The 19,599-nt window shown below is 36.3% G+C and carries 9 protein-coding genes, 2 tRNA genes and 2 rRNA genes; 10 read left to right on the forward strand and 3 right to left on the reverse strand.

What is annotated here, in order from left to right; translation table 11 throughout:
* Nucleotides 1-314: 314 nt before the first annotated feature.
* On the forward strand, nt 315-2,435 hold the full coding sequence (locus V4538_05590; GenBank protein MES2380494.1) for a hypothetical protein: 2,121 nt from the start codon (nt 315-317) through the stop codon (nt 2,433-2,435).
* A 22-nt stretch (nt 2,436-2,457) separates the two neighbouring features.
* Nucleotides 2,458-5,124 (forward strand): immunoglobulin-like domain-containing protein, encoded by a 2,667-nt coding sequence (locus tag V4538_05595; protein MES2380495.1) that lies wholly within the window; start codon nt 2,458-2,460, stop codon nt 5,122-5,124.
* Between the two features lie 79 nt (nt 5,125-5,203).
* Here V4538_05595 and V4538_05600 read toward each other — a convergent pair whose 3' ends face one another.
* Entirely contained in the window at nt 5,204-6,757 is a 1,554-nt protein-coding gene (locus tag V4538_05600) for a response regulator (GenBank protein MES2380496.1), read from the reverse strand.
* A 344-nt stretch (nt 6,758-7,101) separates the two neighbouring features.
* On the opposite strand from V4538_05600, the gene V4538_05605 reads away from it, so the two are divergent.
* The 4 genes from V4538_05605 to V4538_05620 all read left to right on the forward strand — a co-directional run bounded on the left by V4538_05605 (nt 7,102) and on the right by V4538_05620 (nt 11,190).
* Nucleotides 7,102-8,355 carry an HD domain-containing protein gene (locus V4538_05605; protein MES2380497.1) on the forward strand — a complete coding sequence of 418 codons (1,254 nt, stop codon included), beginning with the start codon at nt 7,102-7,104 and terminating at the stop codon, nt 8,353-8,355.
* 50 nt (nt 8,356-8,405) lie between these two features.
* Entirely contained in the window at nt 8,406-9,437 is a 1,032-nt protein-coding gene (gene lpxD / locus V4538_05610; GenBank protein ID MES2380498.1) for a UDP-3-O-(3-hydroxymyristoyl)glucosamine N-acyltransferase, read from the forward strand.
* Between the two features lie 72 nt (nt 9,438-9,509).
* Nucleotides 9,510-9,995 carry an RNA polymerase sigma factor gene (locus V4538_05615; GenBank protein MES2380499.1) on the forward strand — a complete coding sequence of 162 codons (486 nt, stop codon included), beginning with the start codon at nt 9,510-9,512 and terminating at the stop codon, nt 9,993-9,995.
* 13 nt (nt 9,996-10,008) lie between these two features.
* A complete protein-coding gene (locus V4538_05620; protein ID MES2380500.1) occupies nt 10,009-11,190 on the forward strand; it encodes a hypothetical protein in 1,182 nt (393 codons plus the stop codon).
* On the opposite strand, the gene V4538_05625 is transcribed toward V4538_05620, so the two are convergent.
* Nucleotides 11,191-11,727 (reverse strand): hypothetical protein, encoded by a 537-nt coding sequence (locus V4538_05625; protein MES2380501.1) that lies wholly within the window; start codon nt 11,725-11,727, stop codon nt 11,191-11,193.
* A 97-nt stretch (nt 11,728-11,824) separates the two neighbouring features.
* Nucleotides 11,825-14,557, reverse strand: coding sequence for a 2-oxoglutarate dehydrogenase E1 component (locus V4538_05630; protein ID MES2380502.1), 2,733 nt, complete (start codon nt 14,555-14,557; stop codon nt 11,825-11,827).
* A 768-nt stretch (nt 14,558-15,325) separates the two neighbouring features.
* On the opposite strand from V4538_05630, the gene V4538_05635 reads away from it, so the two are divergent.
* The 4 genes from V4538_05635 to V4538_05650 form a co-directional block, all read left to right on the forward strand.
* Nucleotides 15,326-16,849: ribosomal RNA gene (locus tag V4538_05635) — 16S ribosomal RNA — on the forward strand.
* A 134-nt stretch (nt 16,850-16,983) separates the two neighbouring features.
* Nucleotides 16,984-17,057, forward strand: a tRNA-Ile gene (locus tag V4538_05640).
* Nucleotides 17,058-17,067: 10 nt separating this feature from the next.
* Nucleotides 17,068-17,141: transfer RNA gene (locus tag V4538_05645), tRNA-Ala, on the forward strand.
* A gap of 94 nt (nt 17,142-17,235) precedes the next feature.
* Nucleotides 17,236-19,599 (forward strand): 23S ribosomal RNA (locus tag V4538_05650); the annotation flags it as partial.

Here is a 19,599-nt window from a genome sequence, read left to right on the forward strand (position 1 = left end):
AAATTTAGTTAGAATTGGGCTGCAATATAACAATGGTGTCAAATACTTGTAAAAAGTTTTTCCAGTATTGACAATTATCATTGATTAAATTAAGAAATAATACACCTCAAATTTAACAGGTACAAGTCTTTAAAGAATTTTAGAATGTGGAAATTTTTTTGCTAATAGTTTAAGTTTCGACCCACAAAAAGTAAATTTAGTGTTAAATTCAGGCTAAATAAGCAGTAGCCTCACTATTTTGTAAAAATAAAGAGTAAAAAATAATTTAACGATTTCGTATTATTAAAATGCCCATATTTGTAGCCTTAAAATTTATGCGACAAACAATTTTATCGAACATATTAGTTGTTATTTTAATCTCAATTGGAGTAGTAGGTTTTGCACAAGTTAAGAATGATGGAAAATATACTACAGCCTCACGACTTGGATTAACGGTTAATAATTTTGGAACCATTGGTCGCCCAACAGTCAGGTCAAATACCAGCGGTCCTCCTTCCATGGCGTACCCAAGAGGGAGCGGAGTAGAACATTTGTTCGAATCAGGCATTTGGATAGGCGCTTATGTAAATGGTCAGGTACGCTTGTCTAGTTCATCTTCAGAAGCGAGTGCAGGTTATAGTACCGGAGGAGCCAATTTTGAATTTACACCCACTTCAACTATTAAAGAGCGTTCCAAATTAACAGGAAGCAATAATTATTCAAGTTCAGCTATCTCGCATCAGGATTTTGTTTTCTCCATGACTGATAGCAATGTAATTGTTCCCGGAACTACCATACCAATAAACGGACATAACAATCCATTAAGAGCAGTGGTTACAGTAGAAACCTATAATTGGAACTACTCCTATGCCGATTATTTTGTTATTTTAAACTATACCATTACCAATAAAAGTAAAGAACGTTGGGATTCAGTTTATATAGGCCAGTTTGCTGATTTAGTAGTACGTAATGTAAATGTGACCAGGGAAACAGGGTCAACCTTTTTTCAACGCGGACGTAATTTTGTAGATAATAAATTCAATGCCATAGTAGCTTATATGGCATCAAAACAAGCTGATGATTTTGATTACGTAAGTTCGTATGGCGCCATGCAGTTTTTAGGAGCCGATTGGAACGGATTATTTTTCAACCCGGCTAAACCGGAAATATTTACCAGCAAAGGTTTTTCAGCACCAAAGTTCAATGCCAATTTCTGGACATTCGGATCAACTACGCCACCTTATATTAAGCCCGATGCCGAAGATACCCGTTACAGTAAATTAGCAGTTGGTATCGATTCAAACGATTTACAAGCTTCTGGCGGTCCTGTAAACGGAGCGCCAAACAATTGGATACAATTAATGAGCGTAGGCCCTTTTCGTTCACTAGAACCGGATTCAAGCATTACCTATACCGTTGCTTATATTGCAGCAAAACAAGACAGAAACGGAGTAATACAACAATCAACATCCATTTTAAGCACAGGAGAATCGCAAGCAGAATTAACCGACCATTTTAGACGTTGCCGTGCAACATATGTGGGGGAAGATGTAGAAGAAAATGGTGTTTATACAATAGAAAAAGATGCCAATGCCAATGGTAAGTTAGACAGATACGTATTACCTGAGCCTCCGGCCTCACCACAAGTGCGAATGGTATCAGCCAATAAAAAAGTAACCATTTACTGGAGCAATAATGCCGAAAACTCAATAGACCCGATTACACGCCAAAAAGATTTTGAAGGATATAGAATATACTCAAGTAAAATAGGCGATGACTTGAAACCCAATTTTACAGATGCCCGTAATTTATTAGCCCAGTGGGATAGTGCAGGAAACAGCGTAGGTTATAACAATGGTTTCGATGCTATAAAATTACAAACACCAAAAACCTTTCCTGGTGATACAAACCAATACCAGTATGCATACACTATCGAAAATTTAAGTAATGGCTGGCAATACCTGTTTATTATAACCGCTTTCGATAAAGGAAATAAAACTTTAAACATAGAATCGTTAGAGTCATCATTTAGCGAAAACGAATACCGCGTTTTTACAGGAAGCGATATAAATAACTTTACCAAAGAAGACCAAGCCACCAAAGCAGGCGTTTATCCCAATCCATATAATACCAGTGCCGCATGGGATGGAACAACATCACGTACCAGGAAATTATATTTTTATAACCTGCCCGCTAAGGCAGAAATAACCATTTATACATCAAGTGGCGATATTATAGCATCATTCAAACACAGTGGCGAAAATTACAATGGATCAGATAATGCTTGGTTTGAAAGATTGAGCGATGTAGAAAAAACAGTAATGACAGGAGGAGAGCATGCATGGGATTTGTTGAGCGATGCAAAAAATCAAATAGCACAAGGTATATATATGTACAGTGTTAAAGATACAGACTCAGGCATAGTTCAAACGGGAAGTTTTGCAGTAATTAAATAGAAATAAATAAACAAAAAATAATATGAAAAAGACAATTTTACTTATCACCACAGTATTGGGAGGATTGTTTGCCAACGCGCAAAATCCGTATCCAATTTTACCAATTGATTCAGTTCAATTTGTAAACATGTCTAAATTAACCATCCCAACAGGTAATACATTACCTAGTTATGTTGATCCTACTTTTAAAGATACTGTATACCGTGATACAGTTCGTTTTGAAGGTATTGTTATTAGCAGTCCTAAAGCTTACGGATTATCTACAAGCAGAAAAGCTGTTTATATACAACGCAAAGGAGGTGGACCTTGGAGTGGAATACAAGTTATGTGTGAACCTTCAGGAACAGGAACTAATTTGGCTGGTTTGTTATCAGAAACAAAATTTTATGACAATGCTATACAAGGATACAAAATCAGAGTAACAGCAGTGATCAGAGATTTTCAAGGCGAAACACAAGTAAACTTGATTAGAAGCAATCCTAATTGGGAAAACGGAGTAGAGCAATTAAGTTTAGTAAAAGATACTTTAGTGTATTCTGAAATTACTGCTGACCAATTAATGTTAGGTAATCCGAATTCATCATCAAGAGATCCACAAAAATTAACAGGAGAAGCTTATGAAGGAACATTGGTACGTTTAAGAAACGTAACAGTATACGATGTTGTAAACAGCATTAGTGGTAACTCAAACAGAACAGCTTGGAGTGTAATCGATGATAATGGAAACGTAATTGAAATCCGTGACTTCTCTGCTTATTATAGAAGAGATGGAAATGGAGATTCAACCTTGGGTTTAAATGTAGTAGATCCAAACAGATTTAAAGCACCAGCTATAGGAACAAGATTAGATTTTATCCAAGGTGTGGTTACAGAATATATAGTTTCAGGTAAAGCTAGATATGGTTTATCTCCAATTAATCCTAGCGATTATCAGGTTTGTACCAATTGCCCTCCTTCTATTAAATACATTAGCAGAACACCATCAGTTGTTAAATCAACAGATTCAACAAAATTAACTTTTGAAATTACTGTAGGGGATACAACCTTACAAGCAAGCAAAATTTACTTTAAAAATTCAGTAACCAATATTCTTGACTCACTTACTTTGGTAGCAGTACCATCGTTTCCTAATTACTACCGTGCAACACTTCCTCCAACCAATGCAGAATGTGTTATGACTTATTGGGTAGGAGCCGTTGATAAAAAAGGAAGAGTTACTTTAGTACCTGATCCATTTAGCTTTGGTAACAAATATTATGTTACTGGTCCAAATGGAGTTGATAGAATTAGTGCATTACAAACAAGTGTAGTACCTAATGGAACTACCATTTGGAATAACGATTCATTAGTTGGAATCAATGTAAGAGGTATAGTAACAGGAATAGGATTTGGAGGTTTAGTAACCGTTCAAGACGGAACAGGACCTAACTCAGCTATTTTTGTAGCTAGAAACACAGGAGCTGACAGTACAGGTAAATGGGCAGTAGGTGATTCAGTTTTAATTACAAGAGCTACCGTAAGAGAATCATTTAACGTAACTACATTAAATAACATATTAAGTTCAGTTATTTCTTCAGGTAATCCATTACCACCATTCGAAAAATCACTGTCTGTAGATTCATTTGCATTGGGAAGCATTGCATACAGCCGTCAATGGGAAGCAGTTTTAATGCGTTTTGATAGCGTAGAAGTTTCAAGCAAAAACCCGGATGATCCAACAGGAAACTTTGGCGAGTTTGCAGTTAAAAAACAAAATGGTGCAGGATTAAGAATAGATGACTACAATACCAACTTTAAAAATTACAGCAACTTAATTTACGTAGGTATGAAAATGAACTTTATTCAAGGTCCAATGTATTTTGCCAATGGTAATTTTAAATTAATTCCAAGAGATGCAAATGATGCCGATTTCTCAAATATAGATACAGTAAGACCCGTAATTACTATGATTGGTGCTGCTAACATAGCAGTTAAAAAAGATAGCATTTACAACGATCAGGGAGCAACTGCAACCGATGATAAAGACGGAAACATAACAAGTAAAATTATTACAACAGGTGCAGTTGTAAATACAGCTGTTGCAGGTATTTACCATGTATCATATGTTGTAAGCGATTTAGCAGGTAATAAAGATTCAGTAGTAAGAACAGTAACCGTATTTTATGGAGATACAACTAAACCGGTTATTGTATTATTAGGTAAAAACCCTGATACATTACAACGTACTGCAACCTATGTAGATCCGGGAGCAACAGCAACAGATAACATAGATGGAAATATTAATGCTAAAATTATTCGTACAGGTATGGTTGATTCAAGCCAAATTGGTAGCTACGTATTAACTTATACAGTTACCGATATAGCAGGTAATACCGCTTCTAAAATACGTACAGTAGTTGTAATAAATAAAGTAGGTGTAAAAGAATTAAGCACAATTGCTTCAAGTGTTAAAGTATATCCATCACCGGCTTATGCTGAATTAAATGTTAGTATTGATAACATCAATCAATTACCTGCACAATTAGTAATTACTGATATGTTAGGTAGAGAAATGATGAAACAAACAATCGGTACCAAAAACTTTAACGAGCAATTAAACATTAGCCAGTTAAACAACGGTGTTTATTTCTTAAACATTAGCAATGCAAACGGAATGCAAAGCATTAAGTTTATGGTAAGCGGTAAATAATTTTATCACAACTATAAACAATAAAAAACCTCTCCAAGAAAAATCTTGGAGAGGTTTTTTTATGAAGAAAAAATAAAAACTATTTTGTTTCCAATACAATAAAAGGAACAATCATTTCTTCCAAGCTAATACCACCATGTTGAAACGAATTGTTATACATGTTTACATGGTAATTATAATTGTTTGGGTAAGCCATAAAATCTTCACCCGTAGCAAAAGCATAGCTCGTACTCATATTTTGTTTAGGTAAAAATATATCCGCAGGATTTTTTACTCCAAACAGCTCACTTGTATTATAAGTTAAGTTTTTACCTTGCTTATAGCGTAAATTAGTGCTTGTACTTTTATCGCCTACAATTTTTACAGGGTTTTTTACACGAATAGAACCATGGTCAGTAGTAATAACAATACGTACTTTCTTTTGTGCTATTTTTTTTATGGCTTCAAATAAAGGAGAGTGTTCAAACCAGCTGGCCGTAATGCTTCTATAAGCAGCTTCATCTTCAGCCAACTCTTTCATTACATTCATTTCCGTTCTCACATGGCTTAGCATATCAACAAAATTGTAAACTATAATATTAAACTTATTGTTCATCATGTTAGCCACATCGTCAATTAAGTTTTTGCCGGCATTTAAATTGGTTATTTTGGTATAAATAATTTTTTCCTTATACCCCAATCGTTGCATTTGTTTATTAATAAACTCCTCCTCGTATATATTTTTACCCTCTTCATCCTCTTCATTTATCCATAAGTTAGGATATAGTTTTTCAATTTCACTTGGCAGCATACCGGCAAAAAAACTATTACGTGCATAATGAGTAGTAGTAGGTAAAATAGTCATATACACATCATCGTTCACAATATTAAAGTACTCACTCAACTGCGCCTGAACCATTTTCCATTGATCATATCTGAAATTGTCAATCATAATCAAAAAAGTAGGTATATCATTATCAATAGCAGGTAATAATTTTTTATTAACCACCGTATGGCTCATAGCAGGAGTTTTTGCATCAGGTTTCTTTAAAAAATCAATAAAATTTTTCTCTACAAACTTAACCCAGGCATTATTGGCATCACGTTTTTGCATGGCCAGTATTTCATCCATACCGGTATCACCACTTTTAGCCAGCTCCAATTCCCAATAAATTAGTTTTCTGTATAAAGCTACCCACGATTCAAAATCATTCACATCATATAGTTCCATGGCAATCTGCCTGAATTCCTGTTGGTAATTTTGAGCCGTTTTCTCAGTAACCAATTGTTTCGAGTCCAAAATTTTCTTTAACGAAAGCAATATCTGGCTTGAGTTAACAGGTTTAATTAAGTAATCAGCTATCTGGTTGCCAATAGCATCTTCCATAATATGCTCCTCTTCGCTCTTAGTTATCATTACTATGGGCACTTCAGGAGTAATACCTTTTATCTGGCTCAAAGCTTCCAATCCACTGATTCCGGGCATGTTTTCATCCAGAAAAATAACATCGTATCTGTTTTGTTTTACAGCTTCAACCGCATCCACACCACTGGTTACCTTATCTACTGTATAGCCCTTGTTAGTTAAATAAATAATATGAGGCTTTAATAAGTCGATCTCATCATCAGCCCAAAGAATTTTTGTTTCGCTCATTTGTTGTTTTTTAATTCAAAGTATACAAATATTATACCTTAAATGGGATTTAAAAATTGTTTATGTTTTAATTACGTTTCCTTTTATAAAGGGTAAATATAACGCACTTGATGGTCATTTAGTATGTTTTTAATTACACCAGTTATTTTCCTCTCCACTTATTCAGTTCGAACGAAGTTGAGAATAGCCCTTGTAGAGACCTTGCATGCAAGGTCTTCTTATAACATCAACCTCCTTTAAATAAAAAATTGTCTATGGTTGATGTCCTCCAAACCATATAGGTATTATATTAAAACCTATAAATTTCTAAATTTTTGTTATGACTTAATTTCCCAAATAACCCATTGCAAAAAATCAATTACCTTCGTTTCGTGAATTCCATCAATAAAAAGAAAATAATAAACGATCCCGTTTATGGTTTTGTCAATATACCCTTCGAAATAATATACGATTTAATCGAAAACCCTTGGTTTCAACGTTTACGCAGAATAAAACAGCTAGGTTTATCCTATTTAGTTTATCCCGGTGCACAACATACCCGTTTTCAGCATGTAATAGGTGCCATGAGTTTAACCTATCAGGCAGTTGAAATATTAAAAAGTAAAGGAATTGAAATAAGTAAAGAAGAAGAAATCTCCGTTTGTATAGCAGTACTCCTGCACGATATGGGTCACGGTCCGTTTAGCCATACTTTAGAAGGTTTTATTATTACCGATTTACCCCATGAAGCCATTTCATTAAAATATATGGAATTGCTCAATACCGAGTTTGAAGGGAAATTATCAATGGCCATAGATATATTTACTAATAAATATCCTAAAAAATTCCTGCACCAGCTTGTATCAAGTCAGCTAGATATGGATAGGCTAGATTATCTGCGTAGAGATAGTTTTTATACAGGCGTACAAGAGGGTTCCATTGGCCACGACAGGATAATAAACATGCTAAACGTTTTTAACGATGAATTAGTAATAGAAGAAAAAGGTATTTATTCAGTAGAGAAATTTTTAATAGCACGCAGGCTAATGTATTGGCAGGTATATTTACACAAAACAGTAGTAGCTGCCGAAAATTTACTCATAAAAATAATAGAGCGGGCAAAATTATTGATATCAAAAGGAACAATCCTGTTTGCCTCGCCCTCATTTCATTATTTTTTATACAATAACATCACTAAAGAGCATTTTTTTGAAAGTCAGGAAGTCATTAACCATTATACCCAGCTTGACGACAATGATATCCTAACATCCATAAAAGTATGGTGTAACCATGACGATATTATTTTAAGCAAACTATGCATAATGATGCGTGATAGAAATTTACCCAAAGTAATTTTACAAAACCAACCTTTTGAACCAACATTATTAGAAAGCTATAAGTTTACTGCAGCCGAAAAACTAGATATTACAATGGAAGAGGCCAACTATTTTGTATATACCGATTCCGTTCAAAACAAGGCTTATAGCAACAATAATTTCCATATCAATATACTGTTTAAAGATGGACATATTACAGATATAGCTCAGGCAAGCGACCAGGACAATATAGAAACATTGACAAAAACAGTCACAAAATATTTCATGTGCTTTGTTAAATAAACCATTCATAAACCTAAAATTATATATTCGTATTTTATAAAATAGTAAACATGCAAATTAGTATAACCCAGTTAGCCCAATTATTAAATGGAACCGTTATTGGCAATGGAGATAAATTACTACATACCGTAGCTAAAATAGAAGAAGGACACGAAGGAGCATTATCATTCCTAGCCAATCCCAAATACGAAAGTTTTTTATACCAGACAAAATCAACAGCAGTACTAGTTAATAATGATTTTGAACCAAGCCAACCAATTGATACCACGCTGATAAAAGTAGAAAATGCTTATACCTCATTTACCTTTTTATTAGAGCAGTTTGCTGCTATAGCCAATAATAAAAAAGGAATAGAACCCAATTCAGCCATAGCAAGCGATGCCATACTAGGAACAGATATATATGTAGGCGGATTAGCCTACATTGGAGAAAAAGCAGAAATAGGCAATAATTCAAAAATATATCCAACTGCATATATTGGCGATAAAGTTAAAATAGGAAACAATTGTACCATATACGCAGGCGTTAAAATTTACTACGATTGTGTAATAGGAGATAATGTTATTATACATTCAGGTACCGTTATAGGAAGCGATGGTTTTGGTTTTGCCCCACAGGCAGACCGATCATACAAAAAAATACCCCAAACAGGGAATGTTATTATAGAAGATGATGTAGAAATAGGCTCAAACACCAGTATAGACAGAGCAACTATGGGAAGCACCATTATTCGTAAAGGAGCTAAAATAGATAATTTGGTGCAAATAGCCCATAATGTAGAAATAGGCGAACACACCGTTATAGCCTCACAAAGTGGAGTTGCTGGTAGTACTAAAATTGGTAAATATTGCATTTTAGCCGGTCAGGTAGGAGTAGTAGGGCATATAACCATTGCCGATGGCTCAATTATTGGCGCCCAAAGCGGAGTAAACAGCAGCCTCAAAAAAGCAGAACAAAAATGGTTTGGAAGCCCGGCTTTTGAGTATGGCGATGCTTTAAAGTCGTCAGTTGTGTTTAAAAAGCTACCAGATTTGGTAAAAAGAATCAACGAATTAGAAAAAAAGTTGGAGGACAGAAAATAATTTGTTAAAATTTGTAACAAAAAATAATTTCAAGCGTATAGAAACAAAAATTAACCAAATTCTGCTTATTGAATGACTGTTACCGAGTACAATACATGTGTAGAAAATTATGCCGATGCAGTTTATCGTTTTATTTATAAAAATATAAAAGACGAAGACAGAGCAAAAGACATAGTACAAGATACATTTGAAAAAATGTGGCTTAAAGTAAATGATATTATTGCTGAAAAAGCAAAGTCATATTTATTTACAGCAGCCTATAACACTATGATTGACTCAATAAGAAAAGATAAATATAAGGCCACATACGAAGATTATCACGATGATTATTTAACCACAAAAAATAATTACAACGATTTGAAAAAAGTAATAGATATGGCTTTAAGTAAACTTAACGATATACAACGCAGTGTAATTATGTTAAGAGATTATGAAGGTTACAGTTACGAAGAAATAGGTAAAATAACAGGTTTAAATGAAAGTCAGGTAAAAGTATATATATACCGTGCAAGGTTAAGCATGAAAGAGTTTATAGGTACTTTAGAAAACGTAGTTTAATAAAATTAGTAATATGGAAATTAATAAAGATAATTATGAAGCTATACTAATTGATTATTTAGATGGAAATTTAAATAAGCAAGAAGAAGCTATGTTGCTTCTATTTTTAGAAAATAATCCAGCTATTAATGAAGAGTTCTCTTTACTTAAAGAGGCAAATTTATCCATACCCGAAGAACCATTGTTTTCATTTAACAAAGAAACACTGAAAAAACCTACTCAAATAAAAGTTAACGAGTACCATAATGCCATTATATCGCATATAGAGGGTAATTTAACTCAAAAAGAGGAACTGCAATTATTACACGATATTGAAGCCTATCCGGAGTTAAAAAAAGAATATAATCTATTTACTAAAACAAAATTAGATCTAGCCGATAAACTAATATTTCAAGATAAAGAAAGTTTGAAAAAGAAATCAGCTAGAATCATTCCTCTATATTTTAAAGTAGCTTCTATGGCAGCTATTTTTATAGCTATTTTCTTTTTGTTTGTAACAAACAGCAATACAAAAGAAGATAATGCGTTAGCCACAAATGAAGAAGAATTGGCTAAGGTGAACAAAAAAGAAGATTCAATAAAAAATGTAATCAACAGAAAAAGCGATGTTGAAAAGCAATTGATTTATGAGCAGGACAAACAAATGGTAGCATTTGGAGGTATTAACCCGGCAGCCGCGCAAAAAAGCACTAAAAAGGCTCCAGCAGTTAACACCATTAACCCTAAGCAACCAACCAATACAAAAAAATCAACCAAAGAAAATCCGTTAAATAATAATAACACCAATCAAAGTGTTCAGCCAATAAAACCAGTTAAAATTATTGCAGAGAATAATATAGCTGATATAAATAAAATAATACCGAACCAAAGCATGGTTAATACTGCAATTGATACCAATAAAATAATGATTGCTGAAAATAACAACCAATTCCTAGCAAACAACTCAGTTCCCGTTCGTAAGCAAGTAGATATCTCAGCTTATATAAAAGAGCAAATGCGTTATACAGCACAATCAGAAGTTATTCCGGTAAACAAACCAGAAAATGTACAGGAAAATATTTCGTTTATAGAGTCAGTAGGCCTAAATATGTTAGCCTTATATAACAAAGTGGCCAAAAAAGAAGTAAAAGTAAAGAAAACCTATAACGAAGACGGTGAAGTAGAAAAAGTACGTTTAGTAGCCAATGGCTGGTAATTAATTAAAGCTCATAATAGCTATTCTTATTTTCATAAGCCCCTCATCAAATTGTAAAGCTGTTTCCTTCTCCTTAGATGGTATTAAAAACCGGTAAATAGGATTATAACCTACATCTTTATAGTCAGTCCAGGTTAATTGAGTTTTATTATAACCAATACCTTTAAAAAGAAAAGTAGTTGATGCTGACATTTCGTGTCCATTTAAGTCCAGTTTCGTACATATTTTTTCATTGTTTATGCTTTCACTTATTTTTAAGCTTCCCGAGCCCAATAAATTACCTGTAAAATAATAAGAAGCACCAGTCCCGTTTAATTGCTGAGAGTAAAACGAACGCATCGTACTATCAATACTTTTATCCCATGGACTTAATTGAGCTATATTTTTTATATTATTTAAATAAGCATAACATTCAAATATTGGTTTCTCAATAACAATACTTCTTTCAACCTTAAACTCCCTTGGGAAGAATAAAGAAGTTACAAATACCAAACCTATCAATAGCCAAAAGCCAATAAAAACTTTAAATAATTTCATAGTAAAAAATAATCAATGGTAAATTTAGTAAACCATTGCAAATAATTAAAAGAAGCATTGTTAGTTAATAACAATGCTTCCCAAATAAATAATTGAATTATATATTAAAAGATTCAACAATAATTGCTTCCTGTTCCTTAGCGTGAACTTTACTAAATCCAGTTGCAGGTGAAGCACTGCTCTCCCTGCTGATACGTTTTAAAATGCGGTTGTTATCCCAACGTAACAAATAAAGCCAGGCACCCATATTTTTAGGCTCTTCCTGTACCCAGCAGAACTCAGCATTACCATATTTCTCATAAATGGCAGATAATTGCGTTTCTGGCATCGGATACAATTGTTCCACCCTAACAATAGCTACATCTTTTCTGTTATTTTTTGTTTGATAGTCCAGTAATTCATAATAAATTTTTCCGGTACATAACAAAACACGTTTTACGTCTTTTTTATTTACAGTAGCATCATCAATAATTTCTTGAAAATAACCTTCTGTAAAATCAGTTAATTTGCTAACACACATAGGATGGCGTAATAAACTTTTAGGAGTCATTACTACCAATGGTAATCTGAAATCACGTTTCAATTGTCTACGCAATGCATGAAAATAATTTGCAGGAGTTGAAATATTACAAACTTGCATATTATAGTTAGCACAAAGTTGTAAAAATCTTTCCATACGAGCCGAAGAGTGTTCCGGTCCCTGACCTTCATAACCGTGAGGTAACATTAAAGTTAAACCACTATAAGTTTTCCATTTAGTTTCAGCACTCGCTAAATATTGATCAATTATTATTTGTGCGCCATTGGCAAAATCTCCAAATTGAGCTTCCCAAATAGTTAAATCATTAGGAGTAAACATACTATAGCCATATTCAAAACCTAATACAGCATATTCACTTAATAAAGAATTATAAAACTCAACCTCGCCTTTCTTATCCTCCCCTAAACTATCAATTACATTATGCGCTAATTCACTATCCTCTTGCTTAATAATAGCATGTCTATGGCTAAATGTTCCCCTTTCACAGTCCTGTCCGGTCATTCTTACATTATGTCCTTCTTGGCTAAGGGCTGCATAAGCCATTAGCTCACCCATTGCCCAATCATAATTATCATTTTTAATCATGTTTTTGCGATCAGTAAAAAGTTTTTCAATTTTACTAAAAGCTTTAAAACCACTTGGTATTGAGCTGATTTTATCAGCAAGTTTTAAAAATAAATCCGATTGAACGCTCGTATTAGTTTTAACTTCAAAATCCTCTCTCTTTGCAGATTTATATCCCGCCCAATTATCAGCTAAAAAGTTTTTAGCTTTCGATGGTTCACTTGCTTTTGCACTTTCTAATTTTTCTTGTAGTTGTTTTCTGAAATTAACGTCCATTTCCTTGGCTAAATCAGCTTCAACACTACCCGCACTTAATAACTTTTGGTTATATATCTCCCTTGGGTTTTGATGCGATGCAATAGCTTTATACAATAAAGGTTGAGTAAATCTAGGTTCATCACCTTCATTATGACCATATTTTCTATAACCTAATAAATCAATAAAAACATCACCGTTAAATTTTTGTCTATACTCCATTGCCAGTTTTACGGTATAAACAACCGCTTCTACATCATCAGCGTTAACGTGAAAAACCGGACAAAGAGTAGTTTTAGCAACATCCGTACAGTAAGTCGATGTTCTGGCATCAATATAATTCGTAGTAAAACCAATTTGATTATTAGTTACAATATGAATACATCCACCAACAGAATAAGCTTTCAGTCCAGCCATTTGTAATACTTCATATACTACACCCTGTCCGGCAACCGAAGCATCACCATGTATTAAAATAGGTGCAACTTTATCAATATTACCGGCATGTTTTTTATCAAGCTTAGCCCTTGTCAATCCTTTTACTACAGGGTTTACCGTTTCTAAATGCGATGGGTTAGGAGATAAACTAAGTTTTATTTTTTTATTGCTTCTTGTTATCAGTTCAGAAGAAAATCCAAGATGGTATTTTACATCACCCTCAAATATTCCTTCATCTTCAGCTCCTTTTCCTTCAAACTCCTTAAAAATATCCTCGTATGATTTACCTAAAATATTTGCCAATACATTTAAGCGGCCCCTGTGAGCCATTCCAAGTACAAATTCTTCCACACCCAATTCCGCACCATATTGAATAACCTCATCAAGTGCAGGTATAAGCGTTTCAAGCCCTTCCAATGAAAAACGTTTTTGTCCAACAAACTTAGTATGAATAAAATTTTCAAATACAGTAGCTTGATTTAATTTAGATAAAATATGTCTTTTATCCTCTATACCTAATTTAGGAGTGTTTTTGTTACCCTCCATTTTTTCTTGTAACCAAGCTAGTTTTTCAGGATTCCTAATATAAGTAAATTCAGCCCCAATACTTTGACAGTACGTTTGCTCTAAGTGTAATATAATATCCTTTAGTTTTGCAGCCCCAATACCTAGTTCAATACCAGCATTAAAAGTTTTATCCAAGTCAGTTACTGCTAAACCAAAATTTTCTATAGATAAATTGGGAGCATATTTTCTTCTTTCCCTTACAGGATTTGTTTTAGTAAATAAATGTCCCCTGGTTCTGTAACCTTTAATTAGATTTAAAACATTAATTTCTTTTATCATGTCTTCAGAAACCAGTTGATCTGAAGAAGTACTATTAGGTGAAGAAAATTTTTGTTGGCCTAAATCAAAACCTTCAAAAAATTTTTTCCAACCAAAATCTACCGAATCATTATCATTTAAATATTGTTGATATAAGTTATCAATCGCAGTAACATCTGCATTACTTACATAAGAGAATTTATCCATAAAGTACTTGTAGTATTATATTCCATGCAAATATAGTAGAATATATCTTGGGCTAAAGTGATTCCTTACCTTAAAAGCATAATATTTATCAATATAAATAGGTATTATTATCGTTTCGATGGTTAATTCTGTATCAAACTTGATAGCTTTTATATATAGATAATATAGAATAAAGCGAAAATGATATAAAAGAACGAATATAAATACAGTGTATAATGTGTTAAGAATGCAGTAAAACGGGGTTATTAAAAGATGATAAAAAAAATATAGTCTTGATAAACAGGGTAGATGTGGATTGGGCTATAAAATAAATTTGGAGAGCTGGATAAAGGGTCTACATTTGCAGCCCCTTAAATGAGGGACAGTTCTAAAGAAAAAAGGTAAAAGCGAAAAAAATATATTGTAAAATATAAAAATAAAATTAGCTTTGCAGCCCTTTAAAAATAGGAGTAGAGGAAAAAAATAAAACTTGTAAAAGAGAAAATAAAAAATACCTTTGCAGCCCGATAAATTTTAAAGAGTAAAAGAAAAAAAATATTTTTCTTGCAAAATAAAAAAAAGTAATTACCTTTGCAACCCCTTAAAATAGGAGAGACGGAAAGTGAAAGAGGAAATGAGGGAATTAAAAAATGACATATCAAATTAATCGAGAGATTAGTTTAAGGTATAAAGTTCTTTGAAAATAATGAGATAGCAAACCTTGTTAGAAATAACATTTTTAACTTTGAGAATTCAAATCTTGAAAGTCAGACAATCAAATAAACTTTTACTATGGAGAGTTTGATCCTGGCTCAGGATTAACGCTAGCGGCAGGCATAATACATGCAAGTTGAACGAGATTAGTTTTAGCAATAGAACTAGTTTAGTGGCGCACGGGTGCGTAACGCGTATGCAACCTACCTTAAACAGGGGAATAGCCTCTCGAAAGAGAGATTAATACCGCATAATATATATTTAATGCATATTAGATATATTAAACCTACGGGGGTTTAAGATGGGCATGCGTGACATTAGCTAGTTGGTGAGGTAACGGCTCACCAAGGCAACGATGTCTAGGGGGTCTGAGAGGATGTCCCCCCACACTGGTACTGAGACACGGACCAGACTCCTACGGGAGGCAGCAGTAGGGAATATTGGTCAATGGGGGCAACCCTGAACCAGCCATGCCGCGTGCAGGAATAAGGCCCTATGGGTCGTAAACTGCTTTTGAACGGGAAGAAATCTATTTACGTGTAAATAGTTGACGGTACCGTTAGAATAAGGATCGGCTAACTTCGTGCCAGCAGCCGCGGTAATACGAAGGATCCAAGCGTTGTCCGGATTTACTGGGTTTAAAGGGTGCGTAGGCGGACTTATAAGTCAGTGGTGAAAGCCTTCAGCTTAACTGAAGAACTGCCATTGAAACTGTAAGTCTCGAGTTCGGTTGAGGTCATTGGAATGTAACATGTAGCGGTGAAATGCATAGATATGTTACAGAACACCGATTGCGAAGGCAGATGACTAAACCGAAACTGACGCTGAGGCACGAAAGCGTGGGGATCAAACAGGATTAGATACCCTGGTAGTCCACGCCCTAAACGATGAATACTCGATGTTGGCGATATACGGTCAGCGTCTAAGCGAAAGCGTTAAGTATTCCACCTGGGGAGTACGCCCGCAAGGGTGAAACTCAAAGGAATTGACGGGGGCCCGCACAAGCGGAGGAGCATGTGGTTTAATTCGATGATACGCGAGGAACCTTACCTGGGCTTGAATGTGAGTGACCGGTGCCGAAAGGTACTTTCCCTTCGGGGCACAAAACAAGGTGCTGCATGGCTGTCGTCAGCTCGTGCCGTGAGGTGTTGGGTTAAGTCCCGCAACGAGCGCAACCCCTATCTTTAGTTGCCATCAGGTTAAGCTGGGGACTCTAAAGAGACTGCCTACGTAAGTAGTGAGGAAGGTGGGGATGACGTCAAGTCATCATGGCCCTTACGTCCAGGGCTACACACGTGCTACAATGCGCGTTACAAAGGGTTGCAACATGGTAACATGAAGCCAATCCCTAAAAAGCGCGCTCAGTTCGGATTGAGGTCTGCAACTCGACCTCATGAAGTTGGATTCGCTAGTAATCGGATATCAGCAATGATCCGGTGAATACGTTCCCGGGCCTTGTACACACCGCCCGTCAAGCCATGGAAGCTGGGAGTGCCTAAAGTCTGTAACCGTAAGGAGCGGCCTAGGGCAATACTAGTAACTGGGGCTAAGTCGTAACAAGGTAACCGTACCGGAAGGTGTGGTTGGACCACCTCCTTTCTAGAGATTCTAGATTTGAAGTTTGCTATCTCATTATTATTCAAAAATTAGAAAAATAGTTCTTAAAAGCATAAAGCCAATAGCAGAATTATCAGGAGGGTTAAAACCTCTTGAGTGAGTAAGATTAATAAAATAGTCTCGTAGCTCAGGTGGTTAGAGCGCTACACTGATAATGTAGAGGTCGGCAGTTCGAATCTGCCCGGGACTACACCGCTATTGGGGAATTAGCTCAGCTGGCTAGAGCGCCTGCCTTGCACGCAGGAGGTCATCGGTTCGACTCCGATATTCTCCACAAATCGTATCTATATACGATAAGTTCTTTGACATATTGAAAGAAAACAATAACAATTAACCACAATTGTAAATTAGAATATTCCAAATTAAAGGATTAAGTTACTAAGGGCGTATGGGGGATGCCTAGGCTCTCAGAGACGAAGAAGGACGTGTTAAGCTGCGAAAAGCTGTGGGGATCTGCCAAAGAGAAATGATCCGCAGATATCCGAATGGGGAAACCCTCCTGATTTATCAGGACGAAAGGACAACCCGCTGAACTGAAACATCTAAGTAAGCGGAGGAAGAGAAAATAAAAATGATTCCCTGAGTAGTGGCGAGCGAAACGGGAAGAGCCCAAACCAATAATGTTTCGGCATTATTGGGGTTGTAGGACTGCAACATTGTTACATAACGCGAAGTAGAACTGTATGGAAAGACAGACAAAATAGGGTGACAGTCCCGTACACGTAAACAATATGAACATAGCAGTATCCTGAGTAGCGCGGGGTCGGAGACGCCTTGCGTGAAACTGCCAGCACCATCTGGTAAGGCTAAATACTACTGAGAGACCGATAGTGAACTAGTACTGTGAAGGAAAGGTGAAAAGAATCTCGAATAGAGAAGTTAAATAGAACCTGAAACCATACGCTTACAAGCGGTCAGAGTCCCTCTTCGGATGGGATGATGGCGTGCCTTTTGCATAATGAGCCTACGAGTTGCTCCTTACTAGCAAGGTTAAGAATTTAAGGTTCGAAGCCGAAGCGAAAGCGAGTCTGAATAGGGCGTAAAGTTAGTAGGGGCAGACGCGAAACCTGAGTGATCTACCCATGGGCAGGATGAAGTGTCGGTAACACGACATGGAGGTCCGAACTCATTAGCGTTGAAAAGCTACGGGATGACCTGTGGGTAGGGGTGAAAGGCTAATCAAACTGGGAGATAGCTCGTACTCCCCGAAATGTTTTTTGGAACAGCCTCGCAGTTGAGTGTCATAGAGGTAGAGCTACTAATTGGGTGAGGGGGTGTCAAAGCCTACCGAGCTCAGATAAACTCCGAATACTACTGACATATATGCGGGAGTGAGCCCTTGGGTGCTAAGGTCCGAGGGCGAGAGGGAAAGAACCCAGACCATCAGCTAAGGTCTCCAAATTTAATCTAAGTTGAACTAACGTGGTTCAATCGCAAAGACAGCTAGGATGTTTGCTTGGAAGCAGCCATTCATTTAAAGAGTGCGTAACAGCTCACTAGTCGAGCGATTGAGCGTGGATGATAAACGGGCATCAAGATTAATACCGAAGCTATGGGATCTGAAATACGATCGGTAGGGGAGCATTCTAACAGCGGTGAAGGTGTAACGTGAGTTATGCTGGAGCGGTTAGAAAAGCCAATGTAGGCATAAGTAACGATAATGCAGGCGAGAAACCTGCACTCCGAAAGACTAAGGTTTCCTGATCAACGTTAATCGAATCAGGGTTAGTCGGGACCTAAGGCGAAGCGATATAGCGTAGTCGATGGACAACAGGTTAATATTCCTGTACCAGTTGAGAGGGACGGAGAGACGTGGTAACTACGTACTGACGGAATAGTACGTTGAGCTGAGTCTTCGGACAAAGCGAAGTTACAAAATCTCTTCCAAGAAAAGCTCCAACATTAGCCCGTACCGTAAACCAACACAGGTAGTCGGGATGAATATTCTAAGGAGCTCGAGTGAACCACGGTTAAGGAACTCGGCAAATTAACCCTGTAACTTCGGGAAAAGGGGTGCCTCACTTCGGTGAGGCCGCAGAGAAATGGCCCAGGCGACTGTTTATCAAAAACACATGGCTTTGCAAAATCGAAAGATAAAGTATAAGGCCTGACACCTGCCCGGTGCTGGAAGGTTAAGAGGGGATGTTAGCGTAAGCGAAGCATTGAATCGAAGCCCCAGTAAACGGCGGCCGTAACTATAACGGTCCTAAGGTAGCGAAATTCCTTGTCGGGTAAGTTCCGACCTGCACGAATGGTGTAACGATCTGGGCGCTGTCTCAACCGTGAGCTCGGTGAAATTGTGGTATCGGTGAAGACGCCGGTTAATCGCATCGGGACGGAAAGACCCCATGCACCTTTACTATAGCTTTGCATTGACTTTGGGTAAATGATGTGTAGGATAGGCGGGAGACTATGAGTTAGTGTCGCTAGGCATTAAGGAGTCAACCTTGAAATACCGCCCTTTATTTACTTGGAGTCTAACCATTATAAATGGGACATTGCATGGTGGGTAGTTTGACTGGGGTGGTCGCCTCCAAAATTGTATCGGAGGCTTCTAAAGGTTCTCTCAGTACGCTTGGTAACCGTACGTAGAGTGTAATAGCACAAGAGAGCTTGACTGTGAGGCATACAAGCCGAGCAGGTACGAAAGTAGAGTATAGTGATCCGGTGGTTCTGTATGGAAGGGCCATCGCTCATAGGATAAAAGGTACGCTGGGGATAACAGGCTGATC

This window comes from Bacteroidota bacterium (assembly GCA_040388375.1).
Lineage (GTDB): Bacteria > Bacteroidota > Bacteroidia > UKL13-3 > UKL13-3 > JAAFJM01.